Genomic DNA, 17,235 nt, shown 5'->3' with positions numbered 1-17,235 from the left:
CGCCATAATTATCATTAACGCCTTATAAAACAATAACCTTAATATTTATATGGACTATGGTAATGATGACCTCTTCGCGTTTTACTCGCTGGATAACATTGTTTGCGCTGGCAGCCACCGTCGCGGTTGCGCTTCCTGCCCGTGCAAACACCTGGCCACTTCCACCACCGGGCAGCAAGGTCGTGGGGGAAAACCGCTTTCATGTGGTTGAAAACAATGGTGGCTCACTGGAAGCGATTGCTAAAAAATATAACGTCGGTTTTCTGGCGCTTCTTCAGGCGAACCCTGGCGTGGACCCTTATGTACCGCGTGCGGGCAGCGTACTCACCATCCCGTTGCAAACAATCCTGCCGGACGCCCCGCGCGAGGGGATCGTCATAAATCTGGCAGAGTTACGTCTCTACTATTACCCACCGGGTAAGAATGAAGTTACTGTCTACCCTATCGGTATTGGTCAGTTGGGCGGTGATACCCTGACGCCAACGATGGTTACCACAGTATCAGATAAGCGCGCTAACCCAACCTGGACACCCACGGCTAATATTCGTGCCCGTTATAAAGCACAGGGCATCGACCTTCCGGTTGTTGTCCCGGCAGGACCTGACAACCCAATGGGTCACCACGCGATTCGCCTGGCGGCTTACGGTGGTGTCTATCTGTTGCATGGAACGAATGCAGACTTTGGCATCGGCATGCGCGTCAGCTCCGGCTGTATTCGTCTGCGTGATGACGATATCAAGACGCTTTTCAACGTCATCACACCGGGAACCAAGGTGAATATTATCAATACGCCGATTAAAGTCACGGAAGAGCCGGGTGGCGTGCGACTGGTAGAAGTTCACCAGCCATTATCGAAAAACATCGGCGATGACCCGCAGACATTGCCCATTAACCTGAATGCCGCAATGGTAAGTTTTAAAACGAATACCAGCACCGATGGCGTAGTCATGGAGCGCGCAATGGAGGCCCGGTCGGGAATGCCAACCGATGTCACCCGACATCACAACGTCGCTTCACAGGCGATGTAAACGCACAGATAAGAAAAACGCCCTGCTCATGCAGGGCGTTTTTTTATTGCAGTGGCATAAATGAGGGTTCAGCCGGGCTTATTTGTAGATAACAGCAGTGCCGTGCAGCGTGTTAGGACCGGTAACAGAGGTGATGCGGTAAGATTTTGCACCCATCTCTTGTGCTTTTTGCGCCAGCTGATCTTCCAGGGAGCCCAGGTTAGTACCGGCAGACGCAGAGATAGTGCCAACTTTATGCTGATCTACAGGGGTGGATTGCACCTGTACAGCTGCAAAGCTTGCGAATGAAAGTGAACTCAGGACTGCAGCAGCGATGAGGGTTTTTACGTTTTTCATGATGTTTACCTTTAGCAGATGAATTTGGAGGTCGTTAATCATTTAGTTAACGATCGATAGGTAAATAATAAATGTGATCCAGGTCACGCGTCAACATAATTTTATAACAAGCATTAACTTATTTTTAAAGTCGTTATTTTTCATACGCATATGATTAATTTATTTTTAAGCATTCTGCACTGGTGGTGGGTTGCGTTTATTTTTATAATGGTCATTCACCAAACCAACAGAGGACCAACGGCAAATGACAACCGATGTCACGAGTTGTGCGAAGAAAAGCCGTGGCCGACCAAAAGTGTTTGACAGGGATGCAGCGCTTGATAAGGCCATGACTCTCTTCTGGCAACATGGGTATGAAGCAACTTCGCTTTCCGATCTGGTAGAAGCTACCGGAGCCAAAGCGCCGACGCTGTATGCCGAATTTACCAATAAAGAGGGGCTGTTCAGGGCAGTGCTGGACAGATACATTTCGCGCTTTGCAGCGAAGCACGAAGCCCAACTTTTTTGTGAAGAGAAAAGCGTTGAACAGGCGCTACGGGACTTTTTCACTACCGTCGCCACTTGCTTCACCAGTAAAGATACGCCTGCGGGCTGCTTTATGATTAACACCTCTGCCACCCTTGCGGCGTCCTCTAAAGAGATCGCTAAAACGGTGAAGTCGCGTCATGCCATGCAGGAGGAGACGCTAAGTGCGTTTCTGGCACAGCGTCAGCAGCGTGGTGAAATTCCCGCGCATTGCAATCCACAGATACTGGCGCAATACCTGAGCTGTATTTTGCAGGGGATGTCGATAAGCGCACGTGAAGGCGCAACGCTGGAAAAACTGCAGAGTATTACCGACACCACCCTACGACTGTGGCCTGAACTACTCAAAATCTGAAGCAAAAAAAAAGCTCCTCAGCCTGAGCGCATGAGGAGCTAAATTCAGAGAACATCTTTTTTACACTTTGTTATTCAGAACCAGCTGACCATTTCCATCCAGTGGAATTTGTGTGCCAGGATCTTTATCCATGCGGATTTTGCCCTGCTGATCGCCAATTTTGTACGTCACGTCATAACCCAGCATTTTTTCCGACTTGTCATAGACGGTTTTGCAGCGTTGCTGAGTCGTAGTGTAGGTATCATTATCCTGCATCGCGCCCTGCACCTGGTTACCGGCATAGCCGCCGCCCAGCGCGCCGACCACGGTCGCCACATCTTTACCCCGACCACCACCAAACTGGTGACCAATTACGCCCCCCGCTACCGCACCCAGAACAGAACCGGCAATGCGGTTTTCATCCTGTACCGGACGACGGTGCGTAACGGAGACGTTGCGGCACTCCTGACGAGGGGTTTTCACGGTTTCTTTAATCGGTGTAGCAGAAACCACCTGTGCATACTGCGGGCCGCGATCTAATACGTTGAGACTGGCAACGGCAGCCACACCTAACGCAGCCGCGACGCCAATCCCTATACCCGCCAACATTGATTTATTCACGGGACTTCCTCCTTTGTTGCTATTGGTAACAATTTTGCAATGGAGACAAGGCTTCGCCAATAAGATAAAGGATCAAAAAAGGGGCGTTGAGAGGAGATATATTGTATTTAGGAGAACTCTTAAGCACTCAATCTATGATGAGCAGCATGATATGCTAAAAACTCCCTCCGGAGGACCCGGAGGGAGTGAAAGATTAGTGCAGCTTAAGACGCGGACGGATCACACGGTTGATTCTGCCCACCAGCATCATCAGCCCGGTTTTGAAGTAGCCGTGCAGCGCAATCTGGTGCATACGGTACAGGGAGATATACACGAAGCGGGCAATGCGCCCTTCTACCATCATTGAGCCACGCATCAGGTTGCCCATCAGGCTGCCGACGGTAGAGAAGTTTGACAGCGATACCAGAGAACCGTGGTCTTTATAGACATAGCCTTTCAATGGCTTGCCTTTGTACTGCGCCAGAATGTTGTGCAGCACCAGGCTTGCCATCTGGTGAGCAGCCTGGGCGCGCGGCGGCACGAATCCACCTTCAGGACGCGCGCAGGAAGCACAGTCACCGATAGCAAAAATTTCAGGATCACGTGTAGTTTGCAGCGTCGGCTCCGTCACCAGCTGGTTAATGCGGTTCGTTTCCAGGCCGCCGATATCTTTCATAAAGTCAGGTGCTTTGATACCCGCTGCCCAGACCATCAGATCCGCTTTGATGTATTCGCCGTCCTTGGTGTGCAAGCCACCTTCGTCTGCGCTGGTCACCATCGTCTGCGTCAGCACCCGCACGCCCAGTTTGGTGAGCTCATTGTGCGCCGCACCGGAAATACGTGGCGGCAGCGCAGGCAGAATGCGCTCACCGGCTTCAACCAGCGTGACGTTCAGCGCTTCGTTGGTTAACCCTTTGTAACCGTAGCTGTGCAGCTGTTTCACCGCATTGTGCAGTTCCGCAGACAGCTCTACGCCCGTCGCACCACCGCCGACAATGGCGATATTAACTTTACCGTTCGCACCCAAATTGCTGGTGTACTTCAGGAACAGGTTCAGCATTTCCTGATGGAAACGACGCGCCTGGTGCGGGTTATCGAGGAAGATACAGTGCTCTTTCACGCCTGGCGTGTTGAAGTCGTTGGAGGTACTGCCCAGCGCCATGACCAGCGTGTCATACGCCAGTTTACGCTCAGGAACCAGCAGCTCCCCTTTTTCATCGCGCAGCTCTGCCAGGGTGATGGTTTTGCTTTCACGGTTGATATCCACCACCGAGCCCAGCTGGAACTGGAAATGATGGTTGCGCGCGTGCGCCAGATAGCTGAGCGCATCCACACCCTCATCCAGAGAACCGGTTGCCACTTCGTGCAGCAACGGTTTCCACAGGTGGCTGTGGTTACGATCTACCAGCGTAATTTTGGCTTTTTTACCGCGACCCAGCTTCTTGCCCAGCTGTGTAGCCAGCTCCAGCCCGCCAGCACCACCGCCTACAATCACTATCTTTTTCAATGGCGTAGTCAACGTGACCCCCTCAAATTATTAACCAATTGTTAATTAAAAGTTATAAAAATAACCCTTAATTAACAACAGGTTACAGTACTGAAACCATTCAGGTGCATTGAGAATACCACGTCAGGCGCATTGGTCATACCAAAATTGATATGCATCAAGTTTTGATGGCTTAAAAGTAGACAATTCTAGTCAAAAAGAAAGCCCGGTACGCTTTCGCGGCCGGGCTTTGGTGCCTGCGGATGAGAGGTTAACCCAGCGTTTTAAACGCTTTGATACGCTGCAGGTGCGGTGAGATGTTTTTGAATTTGTGCGTCTGTTCTTCGTCCCAGACAATTTCATAGTAATGATGCAGCAGTTCAGCAGCCCGATGGCTGTTGAGCGCCTCATCTTTACGTGAAAGGATCACCAGACAGCGGTCGCGGTTTTTCTCACGAAAATTGCTGACGCACTTGGTCGCAATATCGACGTACTCTTCCGGACGGTCAATTTTGCCTTCCATATTCTCGTTCGGGAAAAGGTTAGGATTGAACACCACCTGGCGGATGTCGCACAGGAAGCCAATGCGTTCCGCCCAGTAGCCGCCCAGTCCTACACCGCAAATCAACGGACGGTCATCGACGTTGAGCTGCAACATCTTGTCCACTTCTTTGAGAAGATGTTGCATGTCATGCTTCGGATGGCGCGTGCTGTAACTGATCAGCCGAACATCCGGATCAATAAACTGCAGTTGCAACACCTTCTCATGATTACCAGGGCTGTTTGAGTCAAAACCGTGTAAATAGATGATCATTGTCTTCTCACCACGCTACGCCTTCCGGGAGGGTTTACAGGCTGGCTTTATGTGCCTGCCAGCGCTCATTCAGGTCTTCAAGCCGGGCGTTGACCGCCTTCCAGCGGGCCGAATCCATCAACTCCTGACGGCTAAATGAACCTTTATGATACAATTGTGTAACACGCTGTGCATTGATCGGCGACAGGTTATCCAGCACGCTAACGGCACCTTTACGATTATTGCAGACCAGGATCATATCGCAACCTGCATCCAGCGACGCCTGACCGCGTTCCGCATAGCTGCCCATAATCGCGGCCCCTTCCATCGACAAGTCGTCTGAGAAAATCACGCCATTGAACCCCAACTCCTCACGCAGAACGGTTTTCAGCCAGTGCGAAGAGCCGCTGGCAGGACGCGGGTCGACGTCGCTGTAAATCACGTGCGCTGGCATAATGGCGTCCAGCTTGTTATCGGTGATAAGCGAGCGGAACACCGACATATCTTTGGCTCGAATTTCCGCTTCCGGGCGCGGATCGCGCGGAGTTTCTTTGTGCGAGTCCGCGGTCACTGCACCGTGGCCCGGGAAGTGTTTCCCGGTGGTTTTCATTCCCGCATCGTGCATGCCGTCGATAAACCGGGTCGCCATCGCCAGCGCAATACGTGGATCTTCATGATATGAGCGTTCACCAATGGCAGCGCTGATATGTCCCACGTCCAGAACCGGGGCAAAACTAATGTCGATATCCATGGCAATCATTTCACTGGCCATCAGCCAGCCAGCTTCCTGCGCCAGTTTTCCCCCCTCATCTGTACCCAGCAGCGCAGCAAAAGACTGGGCTGCTGGCAGACGGGTAAAACCTTCGCGAAAACGCTGCACGCGTCCACCTTCCTGATCGACGGCCACCACCAGATGATTGCGCGATGCGTCGCGGATCTGGCGCACCAGTTCACGCAGCTGTGCCGGATCGTGATAGTTGCGGGTAAACAGGATCAGACCACCCACCTGCGGATGCGCCAGAATCTCACGCTCTTCCGCATCCAGTTCAAACCCTTCTACATCCAACATGACTGGACCCACACCAACCTCTCTTATCCTTTAGTTTGTAACTGACGCCAGGCATCGTCTGCCAGCGCAATAAATTGTTTGTCTCTGGACTGCTGCAAACGCATTTCAAACCAGCCAGCCATCAGCATCACGACCCAAGGTCGCCACCGCCTGACCTGACGCGCAAGCGCTTCAACATCAAAATGTGCCATCCTGGCGTAGTCTCGGACGAGGTTTTGCCGCGCGGCTTCACTCTCTGTCCAGACTGCCGCCAGCTCAAGCGCCACATCGCCGTCTCCGGCATATTCCCAGTCGATAAGCCTGGCTCCTGCTGACGTATGAACAATGTTCCCAATATGAACATCCATATGCAACGGAGAGAGCCGCATCGGCTGTGGCTCACCCGCTTTACGCAGCCGTTTAAGATGAGCAAGCCACATTGGGGTACGTCTGTCTGGCAGGGCTTGCTGCCAGTAGTGCTCAAGCAATGGAAGCAGTGCGATTCGCCACCCCAGACGCGGCTGCTGGTGCAAATGATACAACATAGACGCAAGCACAGGGGTGTCCGGGAGCTCGCTTTTGACCTTCCCCGCCAGATACGCAACAGCCATCCAGCCCTGCCGGAAAAAACAGGGTTTAGGCACAAGATCCGACGGAAGACGCTTCAGGGCGCGAAACTGACGACGAAAATGGGAAGCAGGTGCGAAAGGATCATGGTTCTGCCGCAATACCAACCGTTGTTCGTCTCGCTCTATAATGCAACTCGCGCCGCCAAGCCCGGAATGGGCCTGCGGCGCGATAAGGCGATACTGGGGAAAATAACGCGTCAGGATCTCTTCACGCGTAAATTCACTGCTGCGTAACGGCACCTTTACCTGACCAGATAATTTCGCCTGTCTGAACCAGCATCAATTGCATCTGCAGAGCTGGCGTATTCACATTCCCGGTGGCGTTAGAGTACAACACGTACTGTGCACCTACGTTACGGGCAATACCGATCGCCTTGCTACGGGTACCGAGACTATCCTGTGGTGACAGGCCCAGTTGCTGTTTAGCCACCGCGAGCTGCTGAGCCGAGACCAGCGTAAACTTACCGTTGTTTGCCAGAGCATTGCGCAGCGTCTCTGTCGCTTCACCCGCGTTCAGTGAACCATTGGTACGGTTGTTCACGCTATCCACCAGCAACACACTGCCTGCCGTCACGCCTTGAGCCTGCAGCATTTTTCCCACCATCGGCTGCATCGCACCGTTCCAGTCATAATGACGCACGCGTGGCGCTGGTTGTGACGTCTGATCCGGATGTTCAATCGGGCCCGGCTGCGACGGGATTGACGGTACAGACGGCACGGTTGGCTCCGGCTGCGTGGGTTGTGTCGGCTGCTCAGTCCCGGGTTTAGCTTCTTCCACAGGCGCAGGCTGCTCTGTACGGGTCACACACCCTGCGAGGAATAAAGCAAAAGCTGTCACGAGCGCATAACGGCTCATATTTTTAATCAAGGTTCACCCCTTACAGATAAAGATAAAGTCTCACCTTATGTGCACCCAGATAGTTGGCGCTGCCATAGAGCGTTACCGACGACCTTGCCGGAATCGTGACGCTGCGCGGCGCCTCCAGCGGGTGCATTTCAAGACCTCTTACGTCATACCAGAAAAAACGGTAATGAACCGTCACAGGCTCATGTCTTTCATTAAAGAGCGTAGAGGAAGCAGAAGAGTTGATTTCACTGATGGTCAACGCAGGTTGTTGCGCCGTAATGCCCGCAGCAAGCACAGAAGATTCCATCACCAGCGTCTGTTCATCACTCACGGGGATCGCCGGACGCGAGCTGCACCCCGCAATCATCACCATCAGTATCAGCGCTGCAATACGCCCTTTAAGCATGTCAAAGACCTTTATGTGCCAGCATCGGTCCCAGAGGACGTCCACCCAGCAGATGCATGTGAATATGATAAACTTCCTGGCCGCCATGACGATTACAGTTCATGATCAGGCGGTAGCCGTCTTCAGCAATCCCTTCCTGTTCAGCAATTTTCGCGGCCACCGTCAGCATACGACCTAACGCCAGTTCGTGCTCGGCTTTTACGTCGTTTACGGTTGGAATCAGAATATTAGGAATGATGAGGATGTGAGTCGGTGCCTGAGGGGAAATGTCCCGGAAAGCCGTCACCAGTTCATCCTGATAGACGATATCCGAAGGAATTTCGCGACGGATAATTTTACTGAAAATCGTTTCTTCAGCCATGACCTTTTCCTTTTGTGTTTAGTCTGACGTGGTGCATCCGCTGTTAACACACTCTCTCAACGATCGTGTGACATAACGCAAGAGTATGAGCGAGTTTCTCCTGTCCTTTCAACCTTCTCCCCCGATTTCTTTCCCGAATGTTCATCTGCTGTATGAAGAGTGACCGCTTGCGCGCCTTAGAGACGTTTTTTAAGACATATTCCGCACCAATAAAAAAGGCAGCCATTCGGCTGCCTTAGTCTCCCCTGGTCACAACTTAGTGGCCGCGGATGTACTCATCCATTTCGGTTTTCAGGTTATCGGATTTAGTACCGAAGATTGCCTGAACACCAGAACCAGCCACAACAACACCTGCTGCACCCAGTTTTTTCAGGCCAGGCTGGTCTACTTTCGCGACGTCGGCAACGCTCACACGCAGACGGGTGATGCACGCGTCCAGGTTAGTGATGTTCTCTTTACCGCCGAACGCGGCAACCAGTGCCGGAGCCATTTCGCTGGTTACACCTGCTTTGCTGTCTTCTGTTGCATCTTCACGACCTGGAGTTTTCAGGTCCAGTGCTTTGATCAGCACACGGAAGATGGTGTAGTAAACAACGGCATAGCACGCACCAACGATTGGGAACAGCCACAGTTTGCTGCTGTTACCGGACAGAACGATGAAGTCGATCAGGCCGTGAGAGAAGGAAGTACCGTCACGCATACCCAGCAGGATACAGATTGGGAACGCCAGACCCGCCAGAATCGCGTGGATAACGTACAGGATCGGTGCAACGAACATGAAGGAGAACTCGATCGGCTCGGTGATACCGGTCAGGAACGAGGTCAACGCTGCGGAGATCATGATACCACCCACTTTTGCACGGTTCTCTGGCTTAGCAGAGTGCCAGATAGCAATCGCGGCAGCTGGCAGACCGTACATTTTGAACAGGAAGCCACCTGACAGTTTACCTGCAGTTGGGTCACCCGCCATGTAGCGTGGGATATCACCGTGGAATACCTGGCCTGCCGCGTTGGTGTATTCACCAATCTGCATCTGGAAAGGTACGTTCCAGATGTGGTGCAGACCGAATGGTACCAGGCAGCGTTCAACGAAGCCGTAGATACCGAACGCAACAACTGGGTTCTGGTAGGCCGCCCACTGAGAGAATGCCTGAATCGCGGAACCAATTGGTGGCCAGATGAAGGACAAGATCACACCAGTGAAAATCGCTGCCAGACCAGAGATGATCGGAACGAAACGCTTGCCCGCGAAGAAGCCCAGATACTCAGGCAGCTTGATGCGATAGAAGCGGTTAAACATATAGGCCGCAATCGCACCGGAGATGATACCGCCCAGAACACCGGTATCAGCCAGGTGTTTCGCAGCGATCTCTTCTGCAGGTAAGTGCAGAACCAGTGGTGCAACCACAGCCATGGTTTTCACCATGATGCCGTAGGCCACAACTGCTGCCAGCGCAGAAACGCCGTCGTTATTAGTGAAGCCCAGAGCCACACCGATCGCGAAGATCAGAGGCATGTTAGCAAAGACAGAACCGCCTGCTTCGGCCATCACATGGGATACTACGGCTGGCAGCCAGCTGAAGTTTGCAGAACCGACACCCAGCAGGATACCTGCGATAGGCAGTACGGATACTGGCAGCATCAGCGATTTACCGACCTTTTGCAGGTTAGCAAATGCATTCTTAAACATAATTGAGAGTGCTCCTGAGTATTTGTGCTTTTTTTTACGCTTTCACGCATTGGCCCGGGGGGAGTACCGTGCCGTGGACGGGACATCTAAGCGCCCTTTATTTATTACACAGAGTAAAATAATTCCCTCTGGGTTTGTTTGACGGCTATCACGTTTCAGCTTAAGGCGGTCGAAAAACTTTCAGTTATTTACAAAAAGCATGTCTGGATGTGTCTAAAAACACCCTCACCGCCCCAAATGAGGCGGTGAACTTTACTCGTTTTATTTATTAATTACGAGCCTAAAAAAAACAGGTGTATCAAACAGATTGCAGGCGGGCGGGGTCGATATGGAACAGCGTAGAGAAGTTTTCGGTCGTGACGCGGGCCAGCTCTTCAATACTGACACCTTTAAGCACGGCCATGTACTCAGCTACATCTCTCGTCATGGCTGGCTGGTTCTCTTTACCGCGATGCGGTACCGGTGCCAGATAAGGAGAGTCTGTTTCCACCAGAATGCGATCGAGCGGAACATAACGCGCAGCATCACGGAGCTGCTCTGCATTACGGAACGTCACGATCCCAGAAAACGAAATATAAAACCCCAAATCAAGCAGTTTGCCCGCCGTTTCTCTGTCTTCTGTGAAACAGTGTAGTACGCCACCACAATCCGTCACGTTTTCTTCCCGGAGGATCGCCAGCGTATCGGCACGCGCATCGCGGGTATGAACAATGACCGGCTTGTTAAGTTCGCGGCCAATGCGGATATGATGGCGGAAGGACTCCTGCTGGCGAGATTTAGTTTCAGGTGTGTAGAAATAGTCCAGCCCTGTCTCACCCATCGCGACAACACCCTCTTCCGCCGCCAGACGACGTAAGTCCTCAACGTCGTACGCCTCGTCCTGATTCAACGGATGCACGCCACAGGAGAACACCACGTTATCGCGAACGCCCACCAACTCGCGCATGGAGCGGTAGCCCGGCAGCGTGGTTGCTACCGCAAGACAGAATTTCACATCGCGGGCGGCGGCTTTCGCCAGCACGTCATCGACGTTTTTATGCAGAGATTGATAATCCAGGCCATCAAGATGGCAGTGTGAGTCGACTAAAAACATAATGTCTCTCTCAGAGATGGGAAACAGGCGGTGTGATGCCTGGTTGCAGGTAATGTTCAATACGCAGTAACTGGTCGGTCAGTAACAGCTCGCGATTAAGACCAGTGACTGTCAAAAGCTGTTCACGGCTCTGGCAAACCTCATGAAGGATAGCGTGCAGAACCGTACCTGAGAGGCGGTTTGCCAGTGTGTTCACCAGCGGCCACACATCCAGGTTGGTCAGCAGCATTGCACCTTGCTGGATCTTGAGTGCATCCAGAAGTAAGGAGGCCAGCCAGTGCAGACGTTCAACGGCCTGATCGCTATTCAGTGCAGGCAGCAAACTTAGCCAGTCATGGCTGTTGAGTGAAGAGTCGACTGCCTTACAGAGCGTCTCTCGCTGCGACCAGACATCAGGTTGCAGCAGTGCCAGAGCTGCAGCAGGCGCACCGCTGCTCAGACGCAATGCGGCCAGCGCACCATTTTGTGACGTTGTCACCTCTCGCTCCAGCCAGCTTAACGCCCACGATTCCTGAGGCACTGCAAGGTGATGAAGCCGACAACGACTGCGCAGCGTCGCCAGTAATCGTCCCGGGTCACGGCAAGAGAGGAAGAACCACGTTTTTTCCGGCGGCTCTTCCAGGGTTTTCAAGAGTGCGTTCGCTGCCGCCTCAGTAAGCAGTGTGGCGTCTTTAAGCCAGACCACTTTTGCGCCGCCCAGTCGCGCGTGTTCGTACAATTTTTCACTGACTTCACGCACGGCATCAATACCCAGCGTGTTTTTGCCCTTCTCAGGCTCAAGCGTGTAGTAGTCAGGATGCGTGCCCGCCTGCATCAGCTGACAGCCACGGCATTTACCACAGCTCTTGTGCCCTTCCGGTTGCTGGCACATCAGAAAACGGGTGATGGCATAAATCAACGCATCATCCCCCATCCCTGGCAACGCCTGAATCAGTAACGCATGATGCCCCCGACCCGCCTGATAGCTGCTGATCAGCTGTTCAAAGTGTGGGCGCAACCATGGATACCATTTCATGCCTGCTGCTCCCGAAGCCACTGCGTCACGGTTTGCTGAATAGAGCGGGTAACCTCTTCCAGAGATTGGGTCGCATCAATAGTGCGAATAGAACTATCCTGCGCTGCCAGCTCCAGATAACGCGCACGAGTGCGGTTAAAGAAGTCGAGAGATTCCTGCTCAATACGGTCCAGTTCACCGCGCGCACGGGCACGTTTCAGCCCCACTTCCGGGGTCACATCCAGATAGAGCGTCAAATCGGGACGAAAATCACCGAGCACGGCATTACGCAGCGTGGCCAGCATCGTCTGGTCAATACCACGCCCCCCCCCCTGATACGCCTGAGTAGACAGATCGTGACGGTCGCCGATTACCCACTTGCCAGCGGCCAGCGCGGGTTTGATTACCGTCTCAACCAACTGTACGCGCGCAGCGTAAAACATCAAAACTTCAGCTTTGTCCGTGATAACTTCATCGCCAACGGATTTAATATCCAGCACCAGGCTACGCAGCTTTTCAGCCAGCTGCGTGCCGCCCGGCTCGCGGGTAAAGACCATGTCCGCAACGCCGAGCGCGTTGAGTGTATCAACCACCACGTTGCGAGCGGTGGTTTTACCCGCCCCTTCGAGTCCCTCAATGACAATGTATTTACTGCGCATTTTTTTCCTTAAGTGCCTTCAGATAGTCCTGAACAGAGCGATTATGGCTGGCAAGGTTGGTGTTAAAGGTATGCCCCCCTTTTCCATCAGCCACAAAATAGAGATACGGTGTTTTAGCCGGATGTGCGGCCGCACGCAGAGAAGCTTCACTTGGTGTGGCAATCGGGCCTGGCGGTAACCCGCTAATCACGTAGGTATTATACGCCGTTGGCGTCTCAAGATCTTTTCTCGAGATCTTACCCGCATAACTCTCTCCCATGCCGTAGATGACAGTAGGGTCGGTTTGCAGACGCATACCGATGCGCAGACGGTTGATAAACACCGATGCAACCCGATCGCGCTCGGTCGCGACGGCCGTCTCTTTCTCTATGATTGAGGCCATCGTGACAAACTGGTTTTGATCTTTATATGGCAGCCCTTCCATTCGCCCTTCCCAGGCGGAATCCACCGCGGTGACCATTTTTTTATGTGCCCGCTTCAAAATCGCCACATCGGTGGTGCCTGCCGTGTACATCCAGGTGTCTGGCCAGAACCAGCCTTCCACCCATTCCGGGTGTTCAAACTTCAGCGCGTCAGCCACCGTCTGATAGCTATCGTCTTTTAACGTATGTTTGATATACGGCGCGTCACGCAGCTGTTTGAGATAATCGCTCAGGCGCATCCCTTCCACAAAACGCAGCGGGAATTGAGCCTCTTTACCGCTTTCCAGCAGTTGCAGCATGTCTCTGACGGTCATGCCAGGTGTAAAACGATAGGTACCGGCTTTGAAGTGCGACAGCTCAGGTTCGATACGCAATAGCCACTGGAAGACACGCGGACGGTTAATGATTTTATCGCTGTAAAGCTGTTCACCCAGCGCCAGCCGTCCGGTTCCTGCTTTAAGGGTAAATATTGTCTCTTCTTTGATCAGAAGCTTGCTGTCCGCCAGCTGACGAACCTTCCACACTCCGACTCCGCCAGCAATAGCCAGCACAACAACCAGGAGCAGGATAAAGCGCAACATTTTCTTCATGACGTTCTGGTTTGCTCACATAACGGGGCTAAAAAATGATACAGCTCGCGCGATGACCAGCGATGTTGGCCGCAGGCGCGAACAGGTACAACTGGCATTAACGCATTACAGACAACGACCTCTTCTGCTGTTATCAGCGCATTCTCAGCTGCGTTAACTTCGACAACGCGAAAACCAGAGTGTGCCAGTTGCTGTAGACAAAACTGGCGCATAATGCCATTTACGCCAGCCTGATCAAGCTTCGGCGTAAAGACATCGCTGCCCTGCCGCCAGAATAAATTAGCCGCACAGCATTCAGTAATGAACCCTTCGCTGTCAAGGACCAGGGCCTCGTCTGCGTCTGACTGGTCAAGATGAGCGCGGATCAAGACCTGCTCAAGACGGTTAAGGTGTTTTATTCCGGCAAGCGCAGGGTTTCGTCCAAGACGTACCGGGCTTAATTCAAGCGTGATACCGTCATGACGCCAACGTTCATAATGTGAAGGATATGCAGAAACGGAGAGGATCCGCACCGGATGCTGGCAGCTCGCGCCACTGTAACCCCGGCCACCACTACCACGGCTGATGATCACTTTCAGCACGCCGCTGGAATGCCCTTTTGCCCGTTGAGCCATCTCGCCGGCAAGTGTGTCCCAGTCCGTGAAAGGGATCAGCAGTTTTTCACAGGCACCCCGCAATCGTCGGATATGCTCTGCAAGTAAACAGACATCGCCATGATGAATGCGCGCCGTGGTGAAGCAGCCGTCACCAAACTGAGTCGCCCTGTCGCTTGCAGGCAGCGTGTCCTGCTCAAGGCCATTGATTAGAAACATACTGGTTCCTTATGCGTGGTCGTACAGTCTGGCAAGGTGAATAACATCGGACAAGGGGATAAAACCGAATAAAAAAGGTCCGACAAGCGGACCTTTTTATCGCCATCAGGCAGTCAGGCTCAGACCTTTTTAAAAATCAGGGAACCATTCGTACCACCAAAGCCGAAGGAGTTACACAGGGTGTACTCCATGCCACTGACCTGGCGCGCTTCGTGAGGAACGAAGTCCAGATCGCAACCTTCATCCGGGTTATCCAGGTTGATGGTTGGCGGAACGGCCTGATCGCGCAGGGCAAGAATGGAGTAGATAGATTCTACTGCACCCGCCGCGCCCAACAGGTGGCCGGTCATGGATTTCGTGGAGCTCACCAGTACGCGGCTGGCAGACTCGCCGAAGATAGACTTAACAGCCTGAGCTTCCGCTTTATCGCCTGCTGGCGTAGAAGTACCGTGCGCGTTTACGTAGCCAATTTGTGCCGGGGTAATACCCGCGTCGCGAATCGCGTTCTCCATAGCCAGCGCAGCACCTGCGCCGTTCTCTGGAGGCGACGTCATGTGGTAAGCATCGCTACTCATACCAAAGCCAACGACTTCAGCATAAATTTTCGCGCCACGTTTTTTAGCATGTTCGTACTCTTCCAGCACGAGCATACCCGCACCATCACCCAGTACGAAACCATCACGGTCTTTATCCCACGGACGGCTTGCCGCCTGAGGATTATCGTTGCGGGTAGACAGCGCACGCGCGGCACCGAAACCACCAACACCCAGCGGGGTACTGGCTTTTTCAGCACCACCCGCAACCATAGCATCTGCATCGCCGTACGCAATGATACGCGCGGCCTGGCCGATGTTATGCACGCCGGACGTACATGCGGTCGCGATAGAAATGCTTGGCCCACGCAGGCCAAACATGATGGTCAGATGACCCGCCACCATGTTAACAATCGTGGACGGAACAAAGAACGGGCTGATCTTACGCGGGCCACCATTCATCAGAGATGTATGGTTTTCCTCAATCAGGCCAAGACCGCCAATTCCGGAGCCAATAGCGGCACCGATACGGGTTGCGTTCTCTTCCGTAATTTCAAGACCAGAATCCTGCATGGCCTGAACGCCAGCGACAATTCCATATTGAATGAAGGCATCCATCTTGCGCTGTTCTTTACGCGAGATGATCTCTTCACAGTTAAAATCCTTTACTAAGCCAGCAAATTTCGTTGCATAGGCGCTAGTATCGAAATGGTCGATTAGGCTGATGCCGCTCTGACCGGCAAGGAGAGCTTTCCAGGTGGACTCTACGGTATTGCCGACAGGAGACAACATGCCAAGTCCGGTCACAACTACACGACGCTTAGACACGTTTGTCCTCCAGGGAGGGATAAAAAAGGGATTCGTGGGACAAAAAAGATAAAACTCAGGCGGTCGAATGACCGCCTGGAGATGTTCACTTACGCCTGGTGACCGTTGATGTAATCAATGGCAGCCTGAACGGTGGTGATTTTCTCAGCTTCTTCGTCCGGAATCTCAGTATCAAACTCTTCTTCCAGAGCCATTACCAGCTCAACGGTGTCAAGAGAATCTGCGCCCAGGTCTTCAACGAAGGAAGCGGAGTTCACAACTTCTTCCTGCTTAACGCCCAGCTGTTCGCCGATAATTTTCTTAACGCGTTCTTCGATAGTGCTCATACTCTTAAATTTCCTATCAAAACTCGCTTTCGCGATGGTTTTCGTAGTGTATAAAATGTTGAAAAATTTGCAACTAAATCCCGGCAGTTCTTACCACGATTTTACGTTATTTTGAGGCCAATCCCTACAATAACGCAAATATTTTTCATCGTGATTAAACCATATACATCCCGCCGTTGACGTGGAGGGTCTCACCAGTGATGTAACCCGCTTCGTCAGAGGCTAAAAATGCAACCGCACTGGCAATTTCTTTAGGGTCACCTAAGCGACCTGCAGGAACTGCTGCCAGTGTACCCGCACGCTGTTCTTCAGTCAGCGCACGCGTCATGTCCGTTTCAATAAAGCCCGGAGCAACAACGTTCACAGTAATACCGCGAGACGCGACTTCACGCGCCAGCGACTTACTGAAACCAATCAGACCTGCTTTCGCCGCAGCGTAGTTAGCCTGACCAGCATTTCCCATGGTACCAACCACAGAACCGACAGTGATAATACGACCATGACGCTTTTTCATCATAGCGCGCATTACCGCTTTTGACAGACGGAATACAGATGACAGGTTGGTTTCGATAATATCGTTCCACTCGTCGTCTTTCATTCGCATTAACAGGTTATCACGAGTGATCCCGGCATTGTTTACCAGAATATCCACTTCGCCGAACTCTGCGCGAATATTTTCCAGAACAGATTCGATGGATGCAGGTTCAGTCACATTCAGTACCAGACCTTTACCGTTTGCACCCAGATATTCGCTGATGGCCTGAGCGCCATTCTCGCTGGTTGCTGTACCAATCACTTTCGCGCCGCGCGCAACCAGTGTTTCAGCAATTGCACGCCCGATACCGCGGCTTGCACCCGTCACCAGGGCGATTTTTCCTTCAAAACTCATGGTATT

Annotated in this window: 20 protein-coding genes; 2 read left to right on the top strand and 18 right to left on the bottom strand. The window is 52.6% G+C overall.

The annotated features are described in order from the left end of the window. Window positions 1-62 precede the first annotated feature (62 nt). A complete protein-coding gene (locus ACJ9Y9_RS09035) occupies window positions 63-1,028 on the top strand; it encodes a L,D-transpeptidase family protein (RefSeq protein WP_028019032.1) in 966 nt (321 codons plus the stop codon). Window positions 1,029-1,106: 78 nt separating this feature from the next. Here ACJ9Y9_RS09035 and bhsA read toward each other — a convergent pair whose 3' ends face one another. Further along, window positions 1,107-1,364: a multiple stress resistance protein BhsA gene (gene bhsA / locus ACJ9Y9_RS09030; protein WP_008500777.1), complete on the bottom strand. Its 258-nt coding sequence runs from the start codon at window positions 1,362-1,364 to the stop codon at window positions 1,107-1,109. Window positions 1,365-1,608: 244 nt separating this feature from the next. Between bhsA and ACJ9Y9_RS09025 the strand changes: the two genes are divergently transcribed. Further along, on the top strand, window positions 1,609-2,244 hold the full coding sequence (locus ACJ9Y9_RS09025) for a TetR/AcrR family transcriptional regulator (RefSeq protein ID WP_028019033.1): 636 nt from the start codon (window positions 1,609-1,611) through the stop codon (window positions 2,242-2,244). A 60-nt stretch (window positions 2,245-2,304) separates the two neighbouring features. On the opposite strand, the gene ACJ9Y9_RS09020 is transcribed toward ACJ9Y9_RS09025, so the two are convergent. From ACJ9Y9_RS09020 to fabG, 17 genes are all read right to left on the bottom strand, one after another. Then, on the bottom strand, window positions 2,305-2,844 hold the full coding sequence (locus ACJ9Y9_RS09020) for a glycine zipper 2TM domain-containing protein (protein ID WP_008500779.1): 540 nt from the start codon (window positions 2,842-2,844) through the stop codon (window positions 2,305-2,307). A 193-nt stretch (window positions 2,845-3,037) separates the two neighbouring features. After that, window positions 3,038-4,342 (bottom strand): NAD(P)/FAD-dependent oxidoreductase, encoded by a 1,305-nt coding sequence (locus ACJ9Y9_RS09015; protein WP_028019034.1) that lies wholly within the window; start codon window positions 4,340-4,342, stop codon window positions 3,038-3,040. Between the two features lie 238 nt (window positions 4,343-4,580). After that, window positions 4,581-5,123 (bottom strand): alpha/beta hydrolase YcfP, encoded by a 543-nt coding sequence (gene ycfP, locus ACJ9Y9_RS09010; protein ID WP_028019035.1) that lies wholly within the window; start codon window positions 5,121-5,123, stop codon window positions 4,581-4,583. A 34-nt stretch (window positions 5,124-5,157) separates the two neighbouring features. After that, window positions 5,158-6,183 (bottom strand): beta-N-acetylhexosaminidase, encoded by a 1,026-nt coding sequence (nagZ, locus tag ACJ9Y9_RS09005; RefSeq protein ID WP_028019036.1) that lies wholly within the window; start codon window positions 6,181-6,183, stop codon window positions 5,158-5,160. An 11-nt stretch (window positions 6,184-6,194) separates the two neighbouring features. After that, window positions 6,195-7,019, bottom strand: coding sequence for a thiamine kinase (gene thiK, locus ACJ9Y9_RS09000; protein ID WP_028019037.1), 825 nt, complete (start codon window positions 7,017-7,019; stop codon window positions 6,195-6,197). After that, window positions 7,000-7,647, bottom strand: a complete 648-nt coding sequence (gene lpoB, locus ACJ9Y9_RS08995; protein ID WP_028019038.1) for a penicillin-binding protein activator LpoB — start codon at window positions 7,645-7,647, stop codon at window positions 7,000-7,002. Before lpoB ends, thiK begins: the two co-directional genes overlap by 20 nt. 10 nt (window positions 7,648-7,657) lie before the next feature. Beyond that, window positions 7,658-8,032 carry a YcfL family protein gene (locus ACJ9Y9_RS08990; protein WP_028019039.1) on the bottom strand — a complete coding sequence of 125 codons (375 nt, stop codon included), beginning with the start codon at window positions 8,030-8,032 and terminating at the stop codon, window positions 7,658-7,660. 1 nt (window position 8,033) lies between these two features. Beyond that, the gene (hinT, locus tag ACJ9Y9_RS08985; RefSeq protein WP_028019040.1) at window positions 8,034-8,393 is read right to left on the bottom strand and encodes a purine nucleoside phosphoramidase; all 360 of its coding nucleotides are present in this window, start codon (window positions 8,391-8,393) and stop codon (window positions 8,034-8,036) included. Window positions 8,394-8,649: 256 nt separating this feature from the next. After that, the gene (gene ptsG / locus ACJ9Y9_RS08980) at window positions 8,650-10,083 is read right to left on the bottom strand and encodes a PTS glucose transporter subunit IIBC (protein WP_028019042.1); all 1,434 of its coding nucleotides are present in this window, start codon (window positions 10,081-10,083) and stop codon (window positions 8,650-8,652) included. Window positions 10,084-10,381: 298 nt separating this feature from the next. Further along, entirely contained in the window at window positions 10,382-11,176 is a 795-nt protein-coding gene (locus tag ACJ9Y9_RS08975; RefSeq protein WP_028019043.1) for a metal-dependent hydrolase, read from the bottom strand. A 10-nt stretch (window positions 11,177-11,186) separates the two neighbouring features. Beyond that, window positions 11,187-12,191: a DNA polymerase III subunit delta' gene (gene holB, locus ACJ9Y9_RS08970; RefSeq protein ID WP_028019044.1), complete on the bottom strand. Its 1,005-nt coding sequence runs from the start codon at window positions 12,189-12,191 to the stop codon at window positions 11,187-11,189. Then, window positions 12,188-12,829, bottom strand: coding sequence for a dTMP kinase (gene tmk / locus ACJ9Y9_RS08965; protein WP_028019045.1), 642 nt, complete (start codon window positions 12,827-12,829; stop codon window positions 12,188-12,190). The genes holB and tmk overlap by 4 nt, the downstream gene beginning before the upstream one ends. Continuing rightward, window positions 12,819-13,841, bottom strand: a complete 1,023-nt coding sequence (yceG, locus tag ACJ9Y9_RS08960; RefSeq protein ID WP_028019046.1) for a cell division protein YceG — start codon at window positions 13,839-13,841, stop codon at window positions 12,819-12,821. Before yceG ends, tmk begins: the two co-directional genes overlap by 11 nt. Continuing rightward, window positions 13,838-14,653, bottom strand: a complete 816-nt coding sequence (gene pabC, locus ACJ9Y9_RS08955) for an aminodeoxychorismate lyase (RefSeq protein ID WP_028019047.1) — start codon at window positions 14,651-14,653, stop codon at window positions 13,838-13,840. The genes yceG and pabC overlap by 4 nt, the downstream gene beginning before the upstream one ends. A gap of 119 nt (window positions 14,654-14,772) precedes the next feature. Beyond that, a complete protein-coding gene (gene fabF / locus ACJ9Y9_RS08950; protein ID WP_008500794.1) occupies window positions 14,773-16,014 on the bottom strand; it encodes a beta-ketoacyl-ACP synthase II in 1,242 nt (413 codons plus the stop codon). Window positions 16,015-16,103: 89 nt separating this feature from the next. Beyond that, window positions 16,104-16,340 (bottom strand): acyl carrier protein, encoded by a 237-nt coding sequence (gene acpP, locus ACJ9Y9_RS08945; RefSeq protein WP_003857954.1) that lies wholly within the window; start codon window positions 16,338-16,340, stop codon window positions 16,104-16,106. Between the two features lie 154 nt (window positions 16,341-16,494). Continuing rightward, the gene (gene fabG / locus ACJ9Y9_RS08940; protein WP_028019048.1) at window positions 16,495-17,229 is read right to left on the bottom strand and encodes a 3-oxoacyl-ACP reductase FabG; all 735 of its coding nucleotides are present in this window, start codon (window positions 17,227-17,229) and stop codon (window positions 16,495-16,497) included. Window positions 17,230-17,235 lie beyond the last annotated feature (6 nt).

Origin of the sequence: Enterobacter sp. CPE_E1241, assembly GCF_045618265.1 — a bacterium.
In the GTDB taxonomy this organism is placed as follows: domain Bacteria; phylum Pseudomonadota; class Gammaproteobacteria; order Enterobacterales; family Enterobacteriaceae; genus Enterobacter; species Enterobacter adelaidei.
Note: the sequence above shows the minus strand (reverse complement) of the source record. Positions and strands in the feature narration are given on the sequence as shown.